Raw genomic sequence first — 22,679 nt, 5'->3', positions numbered from 1 at the left:
CTACTCTGTTTTTTTGTGAATAATTTTGTCTTCGTGCTTCATGAAATACTGCGCTAGTTGTATTTTCACATCTTCTAGTTTTGTAGAAACTTGTGGTATTTTATATCCTACATACAACGGTGAAACGACAAACCTAGGAACAACTTTACAAATGATTTTTCCATTTAGATGATAGAAGAATAAGTTATAACTACTACATCCTTTATGGAAATCTGTCAGTATGTAACGTACAGTTTGCTGAATATAATTTGCCATTTCATCTATAAATGCAATATCTTCAATGACTATGTTAAATTCAGTAAAGCCAATAATAGGACGCTCTGAAATGTTGAGTTCAATGCGTTCATTTTTTTGAACAATTACCCCTTGGAAATTTGCTTCCTCAATATTTTCAAGATAGTCTACATGTTTCATTCCGATAATTTGCATATGTGCATGATGCAAACTTCCGCCTGAAAATGGACCATGATTTTTGTATAAAATCACAGAAGTGAATTCTTCATTTTCCTGTAAGTTTAACCAATGGAGAATAGAGAAGCGAATTAGTTTTCTCATATGTTTTTCTGTATATGTTGCGATATGGTCTTCGCAATTATCTGTTTCGATTAGCACGGTTTGAAAGGTATCCTGTAATGTAGGGAATTTATTTTTTAACCAAATAATAGAGCCCTCAGTTGCTAAAATATCCGTTAAATTTTCTCTGTCACAAAAAGGACATGCAGTGTTTCTGTTCCGAATACTTTCTGGTTTTTGTTTACCGATATCGTTTAAAAAATATAGTTGTTGTGTATCCATTTGTATATATGCCCCTTTAAAATATATGTAAAAATCCCGCTTAATACATTCGGGAAAAGGAGAAGGAAATCCTTTAAAGGGAATAGGGAAAAATAAAAGACAAGATATCCTCATTGCAATAGGGTACCTTGTCTTTTATTTTTTCTTTAATAGTGTGTATGGATAATATAGAGCATTTTCATTTTGTTTCTTTTTTCTATTTTTTATTGTGTATAAGGCAATTGCTGTACTTGCGATTACAATAATGGCTTTCTTCATATTCATATACCCCTTTTTATTGTTGGTTTAATTCTTGGCTAACTGCTTTCGCATCAACTAAAGCATGTAAGATCATTTTTACCATGTTCATCATAGTTCTTTCCTCCCTTTTATAGTTCGTTTAGTTCTTTTACAACTGCTTGTCCGTTCACTAATACCTCAAAGATTGCTTTTACGATTTCTTTCATCATGATTGTTTCCTCCTTGTTTTTGTCTCTCTTGTTTACATCTTTATTGTATAGGGAGGTATCTTTTCGTACTATCGCTTTCCATTACGTGAACATAACAGTTTTGTAAGATTTGATGTCACTTATTGAAATGTTTAGTCTATCTTTATTATTTTCAGAAAAATGACTATTCAAACATAAATCGGGGAAGTATAATAAAGAAGTAAGTATTAAATTCCGTACGAAAGGAGTGAATGAGATGAAATGTTCTTTAGCTACGCGCGCAAAATTTTTAGATTATATCTATATTTGTCGTGCGATTTTTCATGATGTAGTTGTTAACGGGATACGTATGCCCTTTTTTAACAATTGCATAGTAGCTATTGAACGATAGAAGTCTCTTCACCCATTTTTGATAAACGTGTGAAAAGGGAGCTATTTGGCTTCCTTTTTCTATGACAAAAACCATGGGGAATGTTTCTTTCCCATGGTTTTTTATATTGAAAGGAGTACGGAAAATGACAATTTGTAGTGTAAATAATGTAAAGAAATCTTTTGGTGGAAACATCATATTTGAAAATATATCGCTTGAAATAAAGAATGGAGAACGTATTGGATTAGTTGGTCGTAACGGTAGTGGGAAGACAACTATCTTTCAGCTTTTAACAGGAATTGAGGGTTTGGATGCGGGAGCTATTCATGTGAAGAAAGGTACGCGCATTGGTCATGTAGCACAAATTCCAAAATTTAATAATGAAATGAATGTATATGATGTATTAAGCTCCGCTTTTAAAAAGGAAAAAGAGTTGGAGATAGAAATGCATGCTTTAGAAAAAAATATGGCGGAAGAACAGGAAGCATCTGCTTTACAAAAATTGATGGAGAGATACGGAGTAATTCAAGAAAGATACGCGTTTCTCGGTGGCTATGAAATAGAAGCGAATATTATGAAGGTAGCAAATGGTCTACAGGTGACGGAACTATTTCCCCGATCATTTATGGAGTTAAGTGGTGGAGAACAAACAAAAGTAAGTCTTGCGTATATGCTATTGCAGAAACCAGATCTACTTTTGTTAGATGAACCAACAAATCATTTGGACTTATTTGCAGTCGAGTGGTTAGAGCAATTTCTAAAAGAATATACAGGAACAGTTATGGTCATTTCGCATGATCGCTATTTCCTTGATGAAGTTGTAACGAAAATTTTTGATTTAGAAGATGGAGAAATTCACGTATATCATACGAACTATTCACAGTTTGTTGAGGAAAAGGAAGAAAGGCTGCTTCAAGAATTTCAAGCGTATCAAGAACAGCAAAAGAAAATAAAGAAAATGAAAGAAGCAATTAAGCGTCTACGTGAATGGGCAAATCAAGCGAATCCGCCGAATGAAGGATTGCATAAGAGAGCCAGAAATATGGAACGTGCATTAGAGCGCATAGAGAAACTAAAGAGACCCATTTTGGATAGAAAACAGATGGGACTTCAGTTTGAAGGGCAAGAGAGAAGCGGGAAAGATGTTGTTGTAATGAAAGAAGTGAGTAAAGGATTTGATGAACGATCTTTATTCGAGAAAGTAAATTTGCATATTCGTTTTCAGGAGCGAGCAGCTATCGTTGGACGTAATGGTACAGGAAAGACTACGTTATTAAAACTATTACTAAAAGAAATGCAGCAAGATGCTGGAGAAATTCGGATTGGTAGTAGTGTGAAAATCGGTTATTTATCGCAACATGCGTACGGGAATATGAAGAACAATGTATTGGAAGCTTTCAGAGATTGCGTGGCTGTAACAGAGGGAGAAGCAAGACATATATTAGCTCGTTTCTTATTTTATGGTCCAGCTGTTTTTAAGAAAGTAACACAACTTAGCGGTGGAGAAAAAATGAGGTTAAGGCTCGCGCAACTTATGTATCAAGATGTTAACTTTCTTATTTTAGATGAACCGACGAATCATCTTGATATTGAATCAAGGGAAGTTTTAGAGGAGGCCCTTGAACAATATAACGGGACGATTTTAGCTGTTTCACATGATCGTTATTTCTTAAATAAATTGTTTGAAAAGACATATTGGATTGATGAGCACAAATTATTTGAGTTTGCAGGGAACTATGCATGGGCTCGTCAAAAGTGGGAAGAAAGAATTGAGAAACAAGTAGTAAAACAGAAGCAGCAACAGCAAGGGAATAAAGCGTTAGAAGTAATGCCTATAAAAAAGAAGAAGTCTAGGGATTTAGAGGCAGTTGAAAACGAGTTAATGCATATAGAAGAAGATATATATGCACTCGAATGTAAAATGGAACATGTAGTTGATGTTGAAATGCTTGAACAATTATATGAAGAAAAAACGAAAAAAGAGTTTTTACGAGCGGAGTTATATAATGAGTTAGAGAATATTGTGGAGTAAAGAAAATAGAATGAAAAAGAGCAAGTTGTTTCCTCATATTTTGAGGGAGGGCTTGCTCTTTTTAGTATAATGAAAGTAGAAAAATTGGTATAATTTTCTTGCTGCTGTGATAATAGAATGAACTTTAGGTCACTAAAACGTGGGGAGAATTTTATGTTAGGATATGCGCGGATTGCTACAATCGTCATGATTTGCTTAGTTTACGCAAATCATGTTTCACGTGAAACAGAAAATTTACAAATTTTTGTCGGTATTGCACTTTTTATTTATATTGTGAATCATATTTTGCTTGTAAAAGCAAAAGGGAGTAGGAAACTTGTTTTTTATACCTTGCTCACAAACGGTATTGTCACAGCGTTATTAGGGTTTTTATTTCCCGAGACATGTTTGTATTTAATTATATTTGGAATTGATGCGGTAGGATTATTTATTCATGATTGGCGTAAAAGGATGACTTATTTTTTTATCGCTTTTTTCTTTCTTTGTTGGTTTATAAATATACTACATACGTATCAACATACAGAGAGTCTGGAATTGGAGAGTAATGCAATTAACTTTATGTTTATCATTTTCAGTGCTTTAGCTGGAAACTTAATAAAAAAACTTACAGCTGCTCGGCAAATGGTAGATGAGCAATATGGGGAATTAGCATTATCTCATACAGCTTTAAAAGAAGCACATGAGCAATTACGTCTATATGCAAAAGAGGTAGAAGAATTGACAGCTGTTCGGGAGCGAAATGATATTGCCCGAGAAATTCATGATACTGTTGGTCATAATATGACAGCATTACTTGTTCAGTTACAACTGGCGGAGGTTTTATGGAAACAAAAATCGGACGCTACAGAAGAGGTTTTACATACATGCCATGGGTTAGCTAGAAAATCACTTCAAGAAGTGAGAGCTTCTGTGCATGCCTTAAAAGAGGAAAGTAAACTAGGGAACATAATAGAGAATATGCGTGAAATGTTACATGGATATTCTAAAGTGACGAAAGTACAAGTATCTTTTCAATTACAAGGAGATCCGGTTTTGATTCCGTTGTCACTACAGCCTACGTTGCTTCGTATTATGCAAGAGTCTTTAACGAATGCAAAACGTCACGGAAAAGCTAGTTTATGCGAAGTAAGTTTAGTTTGTTCAGTGGAACAAGTTAAGTTATGTATTTTGGATAATGGTATGGGAGTCAATGAAGTAAGCCCTGGATTTGGCTTACTTAATATGAAAGAACGTGTAGAGGAGCATGGTGGAATCATTCAATTTGAGAGTGAAATAGAAAAAGGTTTTCGCCTAAAAATCGAATTTCCACTCCGAGAAAAAACATGGGTAATAGGGGGAGCGTTATGATTCGAATTATGATTGTTGATGATCAATCACTGATTCGTGATGGACTGGCAATGATATTAAATTTACGTCCGGAACTGGAAGTGGTAGGGACGGCTAGTGATGGGGATGAAGTCGTACAAAAGGTGAAACAATTACAGCCTGAAATTATTTTGATGGATATTCGGATGCCTCGTATGAATGGTGTTGAAGGAACTCGTTTAGTTAGAGAAAAGTTTCCTTATATAAAGGTTCTTATGTTAACAACTTTTAGTGATAGTGAGCTTATTTTTGAGGCATTAGAGCAAGGAGCGAGTGGTTATTTATTGAAGGATATGGAGACAGATGCAATCGCGCAAGCAATTTTAACGGTGCATAGTGGCGGGGTTGTGCTTCCTCAGGATATAACAGCGCAAATTATAGAGGAATTAAAAAAGACGAAAGTGGCAGTAGAGTGTAACACACCAGAACAACTAAAACAATTAACTGAGCGAGAAGTAGATGTTTTAAGAGCAATTGGACTGGGGTTAAATAATAAAGAGATTGCCGAAAAGCTATTTATTACAGAGGGAACTGTTAAGAATCATGTTTCTAATTTGATTAGTAAGCTAGAACTGAGAGATCGAACACAAGCAGCAATATACGCAGTAAGGTATGGTGTTACGACATACACATGACTTTTGGCATATATAAGTGTGAAAAAGCAGCGGAATTTGCTGCTTTTTTATTTTGTATTTCTATCTTAAGGGTGATGGAGAGAAGAAGAAATTTTTCTACAATGAAAGTGTAGATGAATACAAAGGGGCTGAATCAATATGTTAGTCATAGATCATATTACGAAATCATTTGGCAAGAAGGAAATCGTAAAGAATGTTTCTTTTGAAGTGAAAAAAGGTGAAACATTTGGATTGCTTGGACCAAACGGAGCGGGAAAATCAACGACGATATCAATGATTTGCGGGTTAATTCCATACGATAGTGGTGATATAAAAGTTGGTGGGAAATCTGTAAAAGAGTATCCATTAGAAGCGAAAAAGAAAATCGGTATTGTCCCGCAAGACATTGCGCTGTATCCGACACTTTCAGCAAAGGAAAATTTAATCTTCTGGGGAAAGATGTACGGTTTAAATGGAAAAGTTGCAAAAGAGCGGGCAGAGGAAGTGTTAGCTTACGTCGGTTTACAGGATCGGGGAAAAGATAAAATTGAAACATTTTCAGGTGGAATGAAAAGGCGTATTAATATTGGTGCAGCACTTATGCACGAACCAGAGTTATTAATTATGGATGAACCGACAGTCGGGATTGATCCGCAATCGAGAAATCATATTTTAGAGACTGTTAAAAAGTTAAATGAAAAAGGTATGACGGTCATTTATACGAGTCATTACATGGAAGAAGTTGAGTATTTATGTGAGCGAATTGCCATCGTTGATCATGGAAAGGTAATTGCACTAGGAACGAAAAGAGAGCTATGTAATCGTCTAACAGATGGGTTTATGGTGAAATTGCAATTAAATCGCTACAGTACGGAACTGCTACAAAAGTTGAAGGCACTACCTGTTGTTGAGCGGATTATTTTTGACGAAGATAGTAGCACGATTGATATTGGACTAAATGGTGGCGAGGCAATTGGCATAGTTGTTTCAGAAGTTGTTGAAAACAAAGCTCAAATTTTAAAACTGGAAGTAAAAGAACCGAATTTAGAGGCACTTTTTTTACAATTAACAGGACGTTCACTTCGTGATTAAGGGGGTTAGTACGAGATGAGAAGTTTCATTATTGCATGGAAAGATTTAAAAATCCGTTTAATTGATCGGCGCGGATTTATGATGATGTTAATTATGCCACTTGTATTAACGGCCATTTTAGGTTCAGCATTAAGTAATGTATTTGAGAGTGGTGGACTACCGAAAACAGTAATTGGCTATTATCAAGAGGGAACGGATGAGTTTGCAGATGTCTTTCAAAAAGATGTATTGCAATCTAAAGAAATAAAAGATGATGTGAAAGTAAAGGTAGTTAACTCTCGGGAAGAGCTTGAAGATATGTTAAAGGAAAAGAAAATAGATGTAGGAATTGTCATCCCAAATAAATGGAGCGAACAAGTACAAGATGGAAAATTAAAAGAACCAAAGGTGCTTATAGACCCATCAAAAGATATACAAGCAAAAATTGCTGAGTCAATGATCCGCTCTTTTTCAGAACGTGTTCAAACAGTCGCAGTATCTACTAAAAGTGTTGTAACAGAATTAGCAAAATCTCAGCAGAGTGATGTAGCACAAGTTGCAAAAGAGGTAAGTGGAAGTCTACAGACGATAGCAACTGCAAGTGTGGGTAACATCCAAAAAGGAACGGTAGGCAAAAAAACAGTTGCAGCGATGCAATATTATGCAGCAGCAATGTTAGTCATGTTTTTACTATATAACATAACAGTAGGTGCAAAGTCAGTTGTAACAGAGCAACGAACTGAAACGTTGGCGCGTTTGTTCAGTACACCGACGAGCTCATTTTCAATTTTATTCGGGAAGTTTTTAGGTACATTACTATTTGCCTGTATACAATTTGGAATATTTATAGTTGCTACACGCTTTATGTTTCATGTGGAATGGGGCGAAGATGTGTCTCAAATAGTAGTGTTGGGAATTTCTTATGCAATTTGTGTTTCTGGTTTATCTATGTTAATCGCCGCTTTTATTCGTGAGGAAAAAACGGCAGATTTAATGGGGGGAATCGGTATTCAAATACTAGCTATATTAGGAGGATCAATGTTACCGATTTACGTATTTCCCGATACACTTCAAACAGTTGCGAATATTGCTCCGAATAAATGGGCACTTACGAGCTTTTTAAATATTATGTCGGGAACATCTTGGGATGTGCTATTCCCTGTCATTTTAAGTTTATGTAGTGCAGGAATTATCTCCGTTATGATTGGAACGTTACGTTTACGTACGAGATAGGAGGGGAAATGATGAAGAAAGTTTGGGCGCTTTGTTGGCTAGAATTAAAACAAATTTTAATTAAGCCACAAAGTTATATACTCATGTTTGGAATGCCTATTATTTTTACACTCATTTTCGGTGGACTTTTAGGCGGAAGTGGGAATGAGAAAGTAAATATTAGTTTAGTAGATAAAGATGGTTCTGTATTATCTGGCAAGTATTATGAGGAAATAAAGAAAAGTGATTTAATTTCTATAGAAAAGGTAACGTATAGGGAAGGGACACAGAGGATCGAAGATAAGAAATCATCTGGTATAATCATCATTCAGAAAGATTTTCAAAAGAGTATGCTAGATGGAAAAGTAGAAAATATTCAATTTCAAGCCAGTGCTGATTTTACGGGTGGAACTTCTGTAGAGCAAGTATTAGCAAGTGCATTAAAAAAGATGGAGATAGAAGTTAGTGCAGCAAGAGATTTTGAGAAGAAAAGTAACACTTCGTGGGAAACGATGTATGAAACAATTTATACAAAAATAGATCCTGTTTCGATTCAAAAAGAATTGATTTTACACGATGATCAAAAGTTAAATAACGTTACAGGTCGAGCGGCAGGTTTTTCAATTCTATTCGTCATGATTGTCATGTTAAGTGCGACGGGAACTATTTTGAAAGCTAGACAACTTGGGGTTTGGTCTCGTTTATTAGGGGCACCAGTTTCAAAAGTTCAAATACTAGCAGGATATATCCTTTCCTTCTTTTTAATAGGGTGGATTCAATTTGGTGTTTTAATGATATTAACGCATTCATTATTTGATGTGCAGTGGGGAAATTTATTAGGGGTTATTACACTCGTTTCAGTATTGCTATTAACGGTTATTGGTCTAGCTTTATTATTGGCAAGTATCGTGAAAACAACAGAACAGCAGTCCGCACTAGGGAATATCGTTGTAATTTCAACGTGTATGATTGGTGGTCTTTATTGGCCAATTGAAATTGAGCCTTCATGGATGCAAACGGCGGCAAATTTTGTTCCGCAAACGTGGGCGATGCGTGGCTTTACTGAGTTAATTGTAAGGGGAGGTACATTAGCAGATATAGGAGGATATATTGGTATACTCATTTTATTTGCAGGAGTATTTTTCGTAATTGGTTTAACAAGAATACGTTATGACTGAAAAAAGAAAGCAGAGTTACAGCTTTACGCGCTGAACTCTGCTTTCTTTTTGTGTGGTATCTTCCCTTGTTGAAATTATAATAGCGATCCCGAGCATAATAAAAAAAGCTAAAAAGAGGACGAACTTTGGGAAGAAAGGGAATAGTAATAACGCCCCGACTATCATGATTGTTAATAATACATAGTGCAGGACATATTGGAATAGGTTGTCCATATTTTCGCCCCCTTTTTGGTAGTTGATTGTTATTATTCTATGTGGGGCTATTAGGTAATAGAATGAATTTTTTGCTAATCTTACTTAAATTAAAGATTGATCAATAATTTTTAAAAAATTCTTAAAATATTTATATAGAAATAATTGACAAAATATACTGAAAGATATAAGCTAATAACCATAAAGTCTACCGGAAAGGTCGGAATAAGATTGTTACCCCTCAAAAATATCTTTTTTTACGTTTAAAACCGACTTTTCCGATTGGCTATAAAATGTTGCTGTGGGAGGCATACATTAGGCAAGCAGTTCATAAGGTGTAATTATTAAAAAAAGTTAGGGTGGGGACAATGAAGAAAAAGACAAAAAAATGGGCTGGTGTATTTTCGGTATTACTGAGTAGTTCGCTTGTGTTATCTGCTTGTGGGGGACAGGAGGATACGGCTTCTACAGAACCAGTGCAAAAACAGGATTTAAAAGACTCTAAGATTGAAACAATTCCAGCTACAGATAAGAAGAAAAGTCCAGAAAAAGCAAATCAGCGGAAGGACACTTTTATCACGGCTATTTCTAAGCCAGGAGGCGTTTTCTTACCATATTTCCAAGAGAATGGTTGGGATGGAAACGTAACGTCTGTTATTTTTGCATCATTAGTAACAACAGACAAACAAGGTAAACCTGCTCCAGACCTTGCAGAAAAATGGGATATTTCTGCTGATCAGTTAACATATACATTCCATTTACGTAAAGATTTAAAGTTTAGTGATGGTTCCCCTTTAACAGCGGATGACGTAGCATTCACATTAACACTACTCCATGATAAAGCATATGAAGGTGGGGTGGATATTGCTCAGTATGCCATTAAAGGTGGGAAAGAATATAAAGAAGGAAAAGCAACTTCTATTGAAGGGATTCAAGTTGTTAATCCACAAACAATTAAAATTGTAACTGAAAAAGTTAATTCTCAGGCATTAACTGCTTTAGGTGGGTCAGTGTTATCAAAAGCTTATTATGGAAAAGATTATAAACAAAATACAAGTTTAGACTATTTAAAAGCATTATATGGGCAACCAATTGCTGCGGGACCATATAAATTTGAGAAATATGTTCCAGGTCAAGAAGTTCGCTTTGTTGCCAATGAACATTATTATGCAGGAAAACCGAAAATCAAAAACTTTATTTACAAAATAACATCAGGTGATACTGGGTTCCAATTATTCCAAACAGGTGAACTGGATTATAGTGGATTTAGAGCAAATCCTGAAAATATAGAACAATTAAAAGGATTAGGTTTTGCGAATATTAATCTCGAGTCTTCTAGTGATATCGCTTATATTTATGTGAATAATAAGAAGCCATATTTGAAAGATAAGAAAGTCCGCCAAGCACTTACTTATGGGTTAGATCGTAAGAAGTATGTTGATACAGCTTTACAAGGATATGGTTCTGTTGCTAACGTACCAATTGCTCCAGTTTCGTGGGCATATACGGAAGAAGGAATTAATAAATATCCATACGACGTAGAAAAGGCTAAAAAATTATTGGATGAAGCTGGTTGGAAAGTAGGTTCTGACGGGGTTCGTGAAAAAGATGGTCAAAAATTAAAATTAACATACTACGCATCAAATACAGGAAAAACAAATGATATCTTTATTCCAATTGCAAAAGAAAGCTACAAAGCAATCGGTGTTGAAATAAATCCAGAGCTAATGGACTTTAATACGATGCTTTCAAAAGTGGGAAAAGGTGACTATGATTTAGCAGCGGTTTCAACACCAGGAATTAGTGATCCAAGTGAAGTGGTAAGTGACTACTTATCAACTAACCCAAAAAGTGATACAGGTTATAGTAATCCGAAAGTTGATGAATTAATTGTAAAAGGCATAGAGACGACAGATATTGAAAAACGTAAAGCAGTTTATAAAGAACTGTATAAAGAGTTAAGCGATGATCCACCGGTTATTTTACTAAACTATCGTAAACTACTTTACGCTCACAATGCACGTATACAAGGCATCAATCCAGAAAAATATGATGGTATTAGTTCTAACTTACCAGTGCTATCAGTTGAAAAATAAAGATTAACTGAAATAATAGAAGACATTTTTTCATACAGCAAGGAATAAACGCTGCTTTGAAAAAATGTTCTTCTATTTTTAAGTAAATAGGATTGGGGAGACAAAAGGTGAAAACATACATCATTCGTAGGTTTCTACAAATGATTCCTACATTGTTTGGTACGTCCATTATTATCTTTTTCTTATTTGCACTCTTGCCAGGTGATTATATTGATTCAAATCCAAAGTTAACACCAGAGAGAGCTCAAGAATTAAGGGAACTGTATGGTTTAAATAAGCCGATTATTGAAAGATACTTTCACTGGCTAGGTAACGCATTGCACGGTGATTTTGGTTTCTCATTACAATATCAAGAACCAGTAACATCATTACTTAATAAGTTCATTTGGAATACATTTATTGTTGCAGTTGCAGCTTTATTTTTCACTTGGATTATTGCTCTTATAATTGGTGTTGTTTCAGCAACAAAACAGCATTCATGGTTTGATAGACTTGTAACAATTGGTGTTTTTGCTGCAATGTCATTCCCATCATTTTTTATAGGATTGTTCTTAATTAAATTATTGGCAGTTGATTTAAATTTATTACCAATTGGCGGCATGATTGATATTGGAAGTAATTCGACAGGTATCACATACATATTGGAAGTACTACGTCATATGATTCTGCCTGTATTTATTTTAACGCTTCTCGGTGTAGGGTCATTAACACGATATTTTAGAACAGGTATGTTGGATGTTGTAAGACAAGACTATATTCGTACTGCACGTGCAAAAGGGTTGAAAGAAAGAAAAGTTATTTATAAGCATGCATTGAAAAATGCAATTTTACCAGCGATTACTTTACTTGCGTTTGAATTACCAGGCTTATTTTCTGGCGCAATTATTATTGAACAAATCTTTAACTGGCCAGGGATTGGAAGTATTCAATTAGAAGCATTGAACTTTCGTGATTATACAGTATTAATGGCATTTACGATGTTTCTTTCTTGTTTAACAATTATGGCGAACTTTTTTGCAGATATTGTATATGGGCTTGTTGATCCACGAATTCGACTGAAGTAAGGGGGGGAAGATATGGAGACTATTACAACAATAAAGAAAAAGAAAGAACCGAAAAAAAGAAACGAATCATCACCATGGCGTCAAGCCTATAAAAAAATAAAGCAAAATAAGATGGCATTGTTTGGTTTATACGTTTTAATATTTATGTTTTTATTTAGTTTCATTGGTCCAATCTTTTCACCATATGCTTCGGGGACAGTACAAGTAACGCAAATTAATAAACCACCTAATCTTTCACATTGGCTCGGAACAGACCAATTAGGACGAGACATTTTAACTAGGCTTATGCAAGCAGGACGTATTTCATTAACAATCGGTTTAGCATCGATGTTACTATCTGTTATACTCGGTGCTTTGTTAGGAGCCATTGCTGGTTTTTATCGTGGCATTGTAGACCATCTAATTATGCGTATTGCAGATGTGTTAATGTCCATTCCAGGATTACCGTTGCTTATTATAATGGGGGCAATTTTATCAGAATGGAAACTACCATCAGAATACCGGTTATATGTCGTAATGATTATTTTAAGTTTAGTAGGATGGCCAGGACTTGCTCGTCTTGTGCGAGGGCAGATTTTAACGCTGCGGGAGCAAGCATTTATGCAGGCTGCGGACGTCTTGGGATTAAAAGATTCTCGTAAAATTCTCCATCATTTAATTCCAAACGTTTTTCCAATATTAATTGTTGTAGCGACATTAGGTGTGGCAGGATCTATTTTAAGTGAATCTGCACTAAGTTACCTAGGACTTGGCGTTGTCCCGCCTACACCATCGTGGGGAAATATGATTAGTGCAGCAAACTCATTAATCGATTTCCAAAAGCGTCCGTGGTTATGGATCCCGCCTGGTTTTGCAATCTTTATAACAGTTGTATCAATTAATTTACTTGGCGATGCACTTCGTGATGCATTAGATCCAAAGATGAAGCGGTAGGTGAGGAAGCATGAGTAAAGCAGTAGTAGAGCTAAAGGATTTACAAACACACTTTCAGACGGAAGAAGGTACAGTAAAGGCTGTCAATCATGTTAGCTTTTCAGTTCGAGAAGGTGAAACAGTTTGTGTAGTAGGCGAATCGGGTTGCGGGAAAAGTGTAACGGCTTTATCTATTATGGGACTTATTGCTGAATCTGGCGGCATCGTTGGTGGTGATATTCTTTATGAAGGAAAAAGTCTTTTAGGAATGAAAGAGAAAGAACTTCGTAGTTTAAGAGGAAATGATATCGCGATGATTTTCCAGGAACCGATGACATCACTTAATCCGGTCTTTACTGTTGGAGAGCAAATTGTTGAGACGTTAAGAGAGCATGAACTACTTAGCAAAAACGAAGCATACAAAAAAGCAATTGAATTAATTCGTAAAGTTGGTATTGCTCGTGCTGATGAAATTGTCCATTCTTATCCGCACGAATTAAGCGGTGGTATGTTACAACGTATTATGATTGCTATTGCACTTAGTTGTAATCCAAAGTTATTAATTGCAGATGAACCGACAACAGCTCTAGACGTTACGATTCAAGCGCAAATATTAGACTTACTAAGACAAGTAAAAGAGGAATTTAAAACGTCCATTTTATTAATTACACATGATCTAGGTGTTGTAGCGGAAATGGCCGATTATGTTGTCGTTATGTATGGTGGAAAAGTTATTGAAGAGGCACCGGTACTAGAAATATTTCAAAATCCGAAACATCCATATACGCAAGGGTTGCTAAAATCAAAACCAGTAATGGGGAAACGAACAGATAAACTTTATTCTATTCCAGGGCAAGTTCCAAATTTAGTTGGCTTAGATGAGTTTTGCTACTTTAGTGGTCGCTGTGAACATTGCATGAAAATATGCAAAAATGAAGCGCCAAATCTTAATGTGCATGACGAGGATCATAAAGTAGCTTGTTGGTTATATGAGGAGCGTGCTGGGCAATGAGTGAACCATTATTAGAAGTGAAGAACTTAAAAACGTATTTTCCAATTAAGGGCGGCGTATTTAGTAGAACGATTGGACATGTGAAAGCGGTAGATGGGGTAAGCTTTACAATTGATAAAGGAGAAGTGTTTGGCCTTGTAGGAGAGTCTGGAAGTGGGAAAACGACGATAGGAAAAACAATTCTCCGTCTCGTTCAAAAAACAGAAGGCGAAGTGAAATTTAAAGGTCAAGATGTTCATGCTTTATCAAAAGAAGAGCTGAGAAAGCATCGTCCTAATATGCAGCTCGTCTTTCAAGATCCATTTAGCTCATTAAATCCAAGAATGAGAATTGGAGAAGCGCTTGGTGAGCCAATGTTGGCTCACGGACTAGCGACGAAAGAAAATGTCCGTGCAAAGGTGATAGAAGTATTGGAGTTATGTGGTTTAGCGCCGTATCATATTGACCGGTACCCTCATGAGTTTTCCGGTGGGCAACGTCAACGTATCGTTATTGCAAGGGCGATGGTATTAGATCCAGAATTTATTGTAGCTGATGAGCCTGTTGCGGCATTAGATGTATCTATTCAAGCGCAAATCATTAATTTGTTTAGTGAATTACAGGAGAAAAAGGGATTATCCTATTTATTTATTTCACATGATTTAAGTGTTGTGGAGCACTTATGTACGAAAATTGGAATTATGTATTTAGGAACTATTGTGGAAACAGCACCACGTGATGAGTTATTTGCGAATCCGCTTCATCCATATACAAAAGCATTGTTATCAGCAGTGCCAATACCGGATCCAACGGTTAAGCGAGAACGGATTATTCTAGAAGGGGATATTCCAAGTCCTGCAAATCCACCATCAGGTTGCCGTTTTCATACACGTTGCCCTGTTGCTACAGATATTTGTAAAACGAATGTACCAGAATTCCGTAATGTGGGTGAAGATCATTTTGTTGCTTGTCATCATGCGTAAAAGAAAAGGACTCTTTCAAAATGTGAAAGAGTCCTTTTTTTACCCCGCATTAACGGGCAGTAAGACTCCCACCTAAAAATTCGACACATGCGGGGAAGTTAGGTGGGAGATTAACTGCCCGTAAAAGCCCGATTGGTTCAACTAATAATCAGAGGAACCCCGCCTCTGATTAAAGTTGAACTTTATTTACTAGATGAAGTTTGTTTCAATACAAATTGCTCGATTGCATGAGCAACACCATGTTCATTGTTTGTTAATGTTACAACGTCACATAGTTTTTTGACATCTTCTTCGGCATTTCCCATTGCAACTGATAAGCCAGCTACTTGTAACATTGGCACATCATTAAAGTTATCGCCGATTGCAACAGTATCTTCAATTGGTATATTGAAATAAGCTGCCATTTCTTGCAAACCATTACCTTTATGGCCATGCTTATCCATAATTTCTACATTAGTAGGAGCTGATGCCGTAACTGAAATGTCCGTATCTTCTTGTAAAGTTTGTAATAGCTGTGAACGATGAGCAGCATTAAATGTTAAAATGAAGAATTTAGATATTTCTAATTCTGGATTATTTACGACATCTTCGATTTTTTGGAAATCAGTAATTAAGTTTGATTTCTTTTGTTTTTCTGTAATTCTTTCAAGTTCCTCAAGTGTAACATCTAGTGTATGCTTGTTTTCTTCGAATGCCTGCATAACTTGATCTTGCCATGTATAAGGAGAGTAAACCCCTTTATTTGTGTACAACTTATATGGAAAACCTTCAGATTCTAGTAATTTTGCAAGCTTGTATACTTTATCATTTTGTAAACAACGCGAGTTAATTACTTTTCCGTCCACATAAACAATTGCCCCATTGCTTGCTCCAACTGGAAGAGATAGTTTATATTCTTCCAATAATTTCAAAGCATCCTCTTTCGCGCGGCCAGAACAAATCATTACAATATGACCAGCCTCTTTTGCGGTTTGGATAGCTTGTAAGTTCTCTTTGGAGATTTCAAGATTAGATGATAGTAGTGTACCATCCATATCTAGTGCGATTAATTTCAAAATGACCACCTCTTTGTTTCCATTATACATAGTTATATAGAGGAAACATATAAACTTATCTTGGAAAGATAGTATTTTATCCCGCATTAATTTCTAGTAAAAGTGCGATTGGTGAGGGGAATAATTAGTAGGGAATGGAACTCTCGTTGATTAAAGTTTCACTTTGGTTTTTAACAAAATAGAGATGAATAATATTATATTTCGCTTTATGACCTTAATGTTACACTAGTGTTACAAATATGATTGTAGTAGAAAACGCATTAAAACAAGGTTTTTGAGTGTTAATTTAAAAAAACGTAAAAAAAGTGTAATAAAATTTACGTAATTATATTGCAACGTAATAATAGTTATGTTACATTAGTGTTACAAACGTTACGTAATTAATTTCAATGTAACGTTAACATGAAAACTATGAACTAATCATTTCTTAGTAATTACATATAGATAACTTATAAAAAAGGAGAATGAATGATATGAACAACGAGCAAGTATTAAACGTAACAAAAGGTGACTTCTTAGGATCAGCAAGCGGAGCAGTAGTATTAACAGCATTAATCGTATTTCTATCAAGCGTATTAGTATAATAGAAGTTTTGTAACAAAAATAAGAGAAGGGAGAATGAAAATTATGAACAACGAGCAAGTATTACAAGTAACAAAAGGTGACTTCGTAGGATCAGCAAGTGGAGCGGTAGTATTAACAGCATTAATCGTATTTCTATCAAGCGTATTAGTATAATAGAAGTTTTGTAACAAACGATAAATGAAGGGAGAATGAAAGATATGAAAGAGCAAGTATTACAAGTAACAAAAGGTGACTTCGTAGGGTCAGCAAGTGGAGCGGTAGTATTAACAGCATTAATCGTATTTCTATCAAGCGTATTAGTATAATAGAAGTTTTGTAACAAAAGATAAATGAAGGGAGAATGAAAGATATGAAAGAGCAAGTATTACAAGTAACAAAAGGTGACTTCGTAGGATCAGCAAGCGGAGCAGTAGTATTAACAGCATTAATCGTATTTCTATCAAGCGTATTAGTATAATAAAAGTTTTAAATTGTACAAAATGAAAGGAGAATGAGGAATATGAACAGTGAACAAGTGTTACAAGTAACAAAAACAGATTTATTAGGATCATTAGGCGGAGCGGTAATATTAACATCATTTATTCTATTCCTTGCAAATATATTAGTATGAAAAATATAAATACAATCATTCAAAAAAAATAAAGACTCTAACGTATTAGTAAGTAGTTAATATGTTGGAGTCTTTTTTGTTTTCCTCTCATATATACCTTCAAGTATTAATATTTTCCCCTTACTTTAAAGAGAAAAAAGTCGAATTTTATATGTAAGAAAAAAAGAGGAATTTGACAGAAAAGATAGAAAATTTTAAAGGTCGGAAATTGTTAGCTTGCTAACTAATTTCTATTAATTGATGTTGGAAGCGTTTTCGGTTGGTTTTAAGTATGGACCATTTAATCTATTTACAGGGGGATGAAGATATTATGAAACAAAAATCTATGGATACGCTAGCTGCACAAATGGAGGACTTTTTTCCGGTACGTGATGTAGATCATTTGGAATTTTACGTAGGGAATGCAAAGCAATCAAGTTATTATCTTGCGAGAGCGTTTGGATTCAAAATTGTAGCTTATTCTGGATTAGAAACAGGAAACCGTGAAAAGGTATCTTATGTTCTTGTGCAAAAAAATATGCGTTTTGTTGTGTCTGGAGCTTTAAGTAGCGATAGCCGTATTGCAGAGTTTGTAAAGACTCATGGTGATGGAGTGAAAGATGTGGCTTTACTTGTTGATGACGTTGATAAAGCCTACTCTGAAGCTGTAAAACGTGGCGCTGTTGCGATTGCTCCTCCTGAAGAGTTAACAGATGAGGAAGGTACCTTGAAGAAAGCGGTTATTGGTACGTATGGTGATACAATTCATACGCTTGTAGAGCGTAAAAATTATAAAGGAACATTCATGCCAGGATTCCAAAAGGTTGAATTTAATATTCCATTTGAAGAGTCTGGTTTAATTGCTGTAGACCATGTAGTTGGTAACGTTGAGAAAATGGAAGAGTGGGTTAGTTATTACGAGAATGTTATGGGCTTTAAACAAATGATCCATTTCGACGATGATGATATTAGTACAGAGTATTCGGCATTAATGTCAAAAGTTATGACGAATGGAAGCCGTATTAAGTTTCCGATTAATGAACCAGCGGATGGAAAAAGAAAATCACAAATTCAAGAATATCTAGAGTTCTATAACGGAGCAGGTGTACAGCATCTCGCTTTATTAACAAGTGATATTGTAAAAACAATTGAAGTACTTCGTGCAAATGGCGTGGAGTTTTTAGATACGCCAGATACGTATTACGATGAGTTAACTGCACGTGTTGGAAAAATTGATGAAGAAATTGATAGATTAAAAGAATTGAAGATTCTAGTAGACCGTGACGAAGAAGGTTATTTATTACAAATCTTTACGAAACCAATTGTAGATCGTCCAACTCTATTTATTGAAATCATCCAACGTAAAGGTTCTCGTGGATTTGGCGAAGGGAACTTTAAAGCGTTATTCGAATCAATTGAAAGAGAACAAGAGCGTCGCGGAAATTTATAAAATTTGTATCCACCAGCAAGAGTTCCTTTGTTGGTGGAAATTTCATTTTCATAGGGAGGAATCACGATGAAATTTGTTACATTTCGTCTCCCATCGAAAGAAATGCGAGCTGGATGGCTTGAAGGTGACAAAGTAATCGATATGAATCTTGCAAGTAATGGACAATTACCTTCTTCTATGTTCGCCTTTTTAGAGAAAGCAGATGAGTATGTAGAAGTATTGCGTAATATTAAGAATCCTGAAAAGGGTATATATTCCTTAGAGGAAGTTCAATTAGCAGCGGCAATTCCTAATCCGAGTAGCATTCGAGATTTTTATGCATTTGAGCAGCATGTAAAAACAGCTCGCGGGAGAAGAGGGCTAGATGTTGTACCTGAATGGTATGATATCCCGGTTTTTTATTTTACTAACCACCGTGCTGTTATTGGTCCAGATGATTTTGTTATTGGTCCGAAGAAGTCTAAAAAGCTTGATTATGAGTTAGAGATTGCTTGCGTAATTGGGAAAGAGGGACGAAACATTTCTCGTGAACAAGCAGAGGAATATATTTTTGGTTACTGCATTATGAACGACTGGAGTGCAAGGGACTTACAAGCAACAGAAATGAAAGTGGGACTCGGTCCAGCGAAAGGAAAAGATTTTGCAACTTCATTAGGAGCATATCTCGTTACGAAAGAGGAATTAGACGTTTATCGTAACGGTGATCGTTATGATTTAGAGATGACTGCTCATGTAAATGGAAAGATATTATCAAAGGGAAACTTCCAAGATATTTACTATACATTTGCTGAAATGATTGAACGTGCTTCGGAAGACGTTACGTTATATCCAGGAGATGTGATTGGTTCTGGGACAGTAGGAACAGGATGTATTTTAGAACTTGGTACAGAAGAGTGGCTACAAGATGGAGATGTTGTAGAGCTGTCGATTACTGGTTTAGGCACGTTACGTAATACGGTCAAAAAAGACATGAAAGCAGGTGATGGGCATGTTTTATCGTCACATGGGGGAGCTACCTCATAAACGACATGTACAATTTCGTAAAAAAGATGGATCGCTTTATCGTGAGCAGGTAATGGGGACAAAAGGTTTCTCTGGTACCCAGTCTATTTTGTATCATCATTATATGCCAACAGAAGTAGGGCATGCGGCATTATCGCATTCTTGTCAGTTACAGTATGAAGAGGATGCCCTTCTTGCTCATCGCCACTTCCGTACGAAAGAAAATAAAAAAACTGGTGATGCAGTAAGCGGAAGAAACTTTATGCTTGGGAATGAGGATTTATTAATTGGAGTAGTGAGTCCAACAGAAAAAATGGATTATTTTTACCGTAATGGTGATGGCGATGAAATGTTATTTGTTCATTATGGAACAGGAAAAATTGAAACGATGTTTGGAACGATTCACTATAGAAAAGGTGATTATGTAACAATTCCAATTGGAACGATTTATCGTGTTATTCCAGATGAGGGAGAGACTAAGTTTCTTGTTGTAGAGGCAAATAGCCAAATTACAACACCAAGTCGCTATCGCAATGAATATGGGCAATTGTTAGAACATAGTCCGTTTTGTGAAAGAGATATGCGTGGACCGGAGAAATTGGAGACATATGATGAAAAAGGTGAGTTTGTCGTAATGACAAAGTCGAGAGGTTATATGCACAAGCATGTGTTAGGGCACCATCCGTTAGATGTTGTTGGATGGGATGGGTATTTATATCCGTGGGTCTTTAATGTGGAGGATTTTGAACCAATTACAGGTCGTATTCATCAGCCACCACCAGTACATCAAACATTCGAAGGGCATAATTTCGTCATTTGCTCTTTCGTACCGCGTTTATACGATTATCATCCAGAATCTATTCCGGCACCATATTATCATAGTAATGTGAATAGTGATGAGGTACTGTACTATGTAGAAGGTAATTTTATGAGCCGAAAAGGTGTAGAAGAAGGTTCTATTACACTTCATCCAAGCGGGATCCCGCATGGGCCACATCCAGGGAAAACAGAAGCGAGTATAGGGAAGAAAGAGACACTTGAACTGGCTGTTATGATAGATACATTCCGTCCGCTTCGTATTGTAAAACAAGCACATGAGACGGAAGATGAAAAATATATGTATAGCTGGATTGAAGAGGGTTCATATACTGTGAAATAAGTAAAAAGAGGCATGCTCACTACGGGAGCATGCCTCTTTTATGGAATCGACATGTATAATAATACCAAAAAAGTTATAGAAAGATATATAGAAAGAGTGATAAAGATCGTGCATATTCAGAAGAATTTCTACTTATTTCGACAGGGATTGTTATGGCTGGATTTTGTGTTTGAAAATTTACATTTTTCTAATTATATATAATATAATTGTTGGGGAACTAAGGGGGGAATTTATGAAAAATACATGGCGTGAGTTAAGAGAGATGGATCGTAACGTATGGATTCGATTTATCGGTGAGACTTTGAACGGAATTGCGATGATGATGTTAATGCCTTTTTTTGCACTATATTTAAAAGATAAGGTAGATTCTTTATTACAAGTTGGGATTATTATGGCGCTTTCTCCAATTGCTGCAAGCTTTGGCTCGCTTATAGGCGGAAGAATAGCTGATATATATGGAAGAAAGCCAATTATGATATTTTCAATGGCGAGTAATGCGTTATTAATGCTCGGTTTTTTATTTATCGAAGGATTTATTCCATACGCTATTTTATCTATTTTTTTAGGGTTAAGTAATTCTTTATTTCATCCAGCAGCATCAGCGATGGTTGCAGATGTGACGGCGCCAGAAAAAAGAACAGAAGCATATGGTTTATTGCGAATGGGACACAATATTGGTGCTGCAATTGGACCGATAATGGGAGCATCAGTAGTTGTTTTATCAAAGAACCTCGTGTTTATTATTGCTTCATCCGCTATGTTGTTTTATGCGCTACTAGTGTTAGTACTTATTAAAGAAACAATGCCAAAAATTACGGATATGACGGAAAAAAATAAAGAGCAGGAATCCGGAGCAGTTTGGAAAATTTTAATGAGAGATAAGGCGTTAATGATTTATTTGTTAGCGGGGATCATTATTTCTATGGGGTTTTCTCAAACAGAAGGCATGTTACCGCTTCACTTTGATAACGAAATGAAGGATATTTTTGGAGTCAACAATCCATACCCATATTTAATGGCATTAAATGGTCTATTAGTTGTTTTATTTCAATTTCAAATTTCAAAATGGGCGACAGATAAACCTGTTGGAAAGACGATGCTATACGGTGCGTGTTTGTTCGGAATTGGTTTGTTTTTTATAGGATGGTTACCGAAGTGGTTTGGAGAATATGATACAAATGCTACAATTATTTTAATGACGTTAATGTTTGTTTATGCCATATATACGTTAGGCGAGATGATTATGTCGCCTGTACAGATGACGTTTGTAGCGAATCTGGCCCCTGAGCATTTGAGAGGAACCTATATGGGGGCGGCGAGTTTGCAGTGGATTACAGGAAGTGCATTCGGTCCACTTCTTGGTGGTTTTTTATTGGATCGTTTGCTTGGTCACTACTTATTTACAATTTTAAGTGTAGGGTGTGTAGTTGCAGGCTTTGTATATGTTTCTTTAGATCGTCTTGTTGAGCAGAGGCAAAAAGATACGCCTACAAAACAGTCTTCTTAATAAAATGAAACTTTAATCAGTGTTTTTTC

The 22,679-nt window shown here is 35.7% G+C and carries 25 protein-coding genes; 21 read left to right on the top strand and 4 right to left on the bottom strand.

What is annotated here, in order from left to right; all coding sequences use genetic code 11:
- Positions 1-795, bottom strand: coding sequence for a DUF4931 domain-containing protein (locus MKX66_RS18665; RefSeq protein ID WP_434087980.1), 795 nt, complete (start codon positions 793-795; stop codon positions 1-3).
- A gap of 135 nt (positions 796-930) precedes the next feature.
- Positions 931-1,059 (bottom strand): hypothetical protein, encoded by a 129-nt coding sequence (locus tag MKX66_RS18660; protein WP_002029408.1) that lies wholly within the window; start codon positions 1,057-1,059, stop codon positions 931-933.
- A gap of 420 nt (positions 1,060-1,479) precedes the next feature.
- Between MKX66_RS18660 and MKX66_RS18655 the strand changes: the two genes are divergently transcribed.
- From MKX66_RS18655 to MKX66_RS18625, 7 genes are all read left to right on the top strand, one after another.
- The gene (locus MKX66_RS18655) at positions 1,480-1,614 is read left to right on the top strand and encodes an RAxF-45 family protein (RefSeq protein WP_002139888.1); all 135 of its coding nucleotides are present in this window, start codon (positions 1,480-1,482) and stop codon (positions 1,612-1,614) included.
- A 124-nt stretch (positions 1,615-1,738) separates the two neighbouring features.
- On the top strand, positions 1,739-3,625 hold the full coding sequence (gene abc-f / locus MKX66_RS18650) for a ribosomal protection-like ABC-F family protein (RefSeq protein WP_002140152.1): 1,887 nt from the start codon (positions 1,739-1,741) through the stop codon (positions 3,623-3,625).
- Positions 3,626-3,778: 153 nt separating this feature from the next.
- A complete protein-coding gene (locus MKX66_RS18645) occupies positions 3,779-4,972 on the top strand; it encodes a sensor histidine kinase (RefSeq protein ID WP_000902013.1) in 1,194 nt (397 codons plus the stop codon).
- The gene (locus MKX66_RS18640) at positions 4,969-5,625 is read left to right on the top strand and encodes a response regulator transcription factor (RefSeq protein ID WP_326997238.1); all 657 of its coding nucleotides are present in this window, start codon (positions 4,969-4,971) and stop codon (positions 5,623-5,625) included. Before MKX66_RS18645 ends, MKX66_RS18640 begins: the two co-directional genes overlap by 4 nt.
- A gap of 138 nt (positions 5,626-5,763) precedes the next feature.
- Positions 5,764-6,696, top strand: coding sequence for an ABC transporter ATP-binding protein (locus tag MKX66_RS18635; RefSeq protein WP_000960163.1), 933 nt, complete (start codon positions 5,764-5,766; stop codon positions 6,694-6,696).
- A 15-nt stretch (positions 6,697-6,711) separates the two neighbouring features.
- A complete protein-coding gene (locus MKX66_RS18630; protein ID WP_113770469.1) occupies positions 6,712-7,908 on the top strand; it encodes an ABC transporter permease in 1,197 nt (398 codons plus the stop codon).
- An 11-nt stretch (positions 7,909-7,919) separates the two neighbouring features.
- On the top strand, positions 7,920-9,065 hold the full coding sequence (locus tag MKX66_RS18625) for an ABC transporter permease (protein WP_326997237.1): 1,146 nt from the start codon (positions 7,920-7,922) through the stop codon (positions 9,063-9,065).
- Between the two features lie 15 nt (positions 9,066-9,080).
- Here MKX66_RS18625 and MKX66_RS18620 read toward each other — a convergent pair whose 3' ends face one another.
- Positions 9,081-9,278: a hypothetical protein gene (locus tag MKX66_RS18620; RefSeq protein WP_000369259.1), complete on the bottom strand. Its 198-nt coding sequence runs from the start codon at positions 9,276-9,278 to the stop codon at positions 9,081-9,083.
- 347 nt (positions 9,279-9,625) lie between these two features.
- Here MKX66_RS18620 and MKX66_RS18615 point away from each other — a divergent pair, with 347 nt between their 5' ends.
- From MKX66_RS18615 to MKX66_RS18595, 5 genes are all read left to right on the top strand, one after another.
- On the top strand, positions 9,626-11,353 hold the full coding sequence (locus MKX66_RS18615; protein WP_061689744.1) for an ABC transporter substrate-binding protein: 1,728 nt from the start codon (positions 9,626-9,628) through the stop codon (positions 11,351-11,353).
- Positions 11,354-11,460: 107 nt separating this feature from the next.
- Positions 11,461-12,417, top strand: a complete 957-nt coding sequence (locus MKX66_RS18610; RefSeq protein ID WP_061689743.1) for an ABC transporter permease — start codon at positions 11,461-11,463, stop codon at positions 12,415-12,417.
- Between the two features lie 12 nt (positions 12,418-12,429).
- Positions 12,430-13,350, top strand: coding sequence for an oligopeptide ABC transporter permease (opp4C, locus tag MKX66_RS18605; protein ID WP_078176781.1), 921 nt, complete (start codon positions 12,430-12,432; stop codon positions 13,348-13,350).
- A 10-nt stretch (positions 13,351-13,360) separates the two neighbouring features.
- Positions 13,361-14,341, top strand: a complete 981-nt coding sequence (locus tag MKX66_RS18600; protein ID WP_326997235.1) for an ABC transporter ATP-binding protein — start codon at positions 13,361-13,363, stop codon at positions 14,339-14,341.
- Positions 14,338-15,303 carry an ABC transporter ATP-binding protein gene (locus tag MKX66_RS18595; protein ID WP_341086893.1) on the top strand — a complete coding sequence of 322 codons (966 nt, stop codon included), beginning with the start codon at positions 14,338-14,340 and terminating at the stop codon, positions 15,301-15,303. Before MKX66_RS18600 ends, MKX66_RS18595 begins: the two co-directional genes overlap by 4 nt.
- A 182-nt stretch (positions 15,304-15,485) precedes the next feature.
- Here MKX66_RS18595 and MKX66_RS18590 read toward each other — a convergent pair whose 3' ends face one another.
- Positions 15,486-16,358 (bottom strand): Cof-type HAD-IIB family hydrolase, encoded by an 873-nt coding sequence (locus MKX66_RS18590; protein WP_000766416.1) that lies wholly within the window; start codon positions 16,356-16,358, stop codon positions 15,486-15,488.
- Between the two features lie 473 nt (positions 16,359-16,831).
- Between MKX66_RS18590 and MKX66_RS18585 the strand changes: the two genes are divergently transcribed.
- The 9 genes from MKX66_RS18585 to MKX66_RS18545 all read left to right on the top strand — a co-directional run bounded on the left by MKX66_RS18585 (position 16,832) and on the right by MKX66_RS18545 (position 22,650).
- Entirely contained in the window at positions 16,832-16,942 is a 111-nt protein-coding gene (locus MKX66_RS18585) for a DUF3948 family protein (protein WP_001058532.1), read from the top strand.
- Between the two features lie 43 nt (positions 16,943-16,985).
- Complete coding sequence (locus MKX66_RS18580; protein WP_001058534.1) at positions 16,986-17,096, top strand: DUF3948 family protein; 111 nt, start codon at positions 16,986-16,988, stop codon at positions 17,094-17,096.
- A 35-nt stretch (positions 17,097-17,131) separates the two neighbouring features.
- The gene (locus tag MKX66_RS18575) at positions 17,132-17,248 is read left to right on the top strand and encodes a DUF3948 family protein (RefSeq protein ID WP_000654250.1); all 117 of its coding nucleotides are present in this window, start codon (positions 17,132-17,134) and stop codon (positions 17,246-17,248) included.
- A gap of 44 nt (positions 17,249-17,292) precedes the next feature.
- Complete coding sequence (locus MKX66_RS18570) at positions 17,293-17,400, top strand: DUF3948 family protein (protein ID WP_000664237.1); 108 nt, start codon at positions 17,293-17,295, stop codon at positions 17,398-17,400.
- 42 nt (positions 17,401-17,442) lie between these two features.
- Positions 17,443-17,553: a DUF3948 family protein gene (locus MKX66_RS18565; RefSeq protein ID WP_001083697.1), complete on the top strand. Its 111-nt coding sequence runs from the start codon at positions 17,443-17,445 to the stop codon at positions 17,551-17,553.
- A 310-nt stretch (positions 17,554-17,863) separates the two neighbouring features.
- Positions 17,864-18,982 carry a 4-hydroxyphenylpyruvate dioxygenase gene (hppD, locus tag MKX66_RS18560; RefSeq protein ID WP_002140158.1) on the top strand — a complete coding sequence of 373 codons (1,119 nt, stop codon included), beginning with the start codon at positions 17,864-17,866 and terminating at the stop codon, positions 18,980-18,982.
- Between the two features lie 66 nt (positions 18,983-19,048).
- The gene (locus MKX66_RS18555; RefSeq protein WP_002140160.1) at positions 19,049-20,005 is read left to right on the top strand and encodes a fumarylacetoacetate hydrolase family protein; all 957 of its coding nucleotides are present in this window, start codon (positions 19,049-19,051) and stop codon (positions 20,003-20,005) included.
- Positions 19,971-21,143 (top strand): homogentisate 1,2-dioxygenase, encoded by a 1,173-nt coding sequence (locus tag MKX66_RS18550; protein WP_002140161.1) that lies wholly within the window; start codon positions 19,971-19,973, stop codon positions 21,141-21,143. The genes MKX66_RS18555 and MKX66_RS18550 overlap by 35 nt, the downstream gene beginning before the upstream one ends.
- A 232-nt stretch (positions 21,144-21,375) precedes the next feature.
- Positions 21,376-22,650: an MDR family MFS transporter gene (locus MKX66_RS18545; RefSeq protein ID WP_088293680.1), complete on the top strand. Its 1,275-nt coding sequence runs from the start codon at positions 21,376-21,378 to the stop codon at positions 22,648-22,650.
- The last annotated feature ends 29 nt before the right edge of the window (positions 22,651-22,679 follow it).

The organism is Bacillus sp. FSL R9-9530 (genome assembly GCF_038008145.1).
Lineage (GTDB): Bacteria > Bacillota > Bacilli > Bacillales > Bacillaceae_G > Bacillus_A > Bacillus_A mycoides.
Note: the sequence above shows the minus strand (reverse complement) of the source record. Positions and strands in the feature narration are given on the sequence as shown.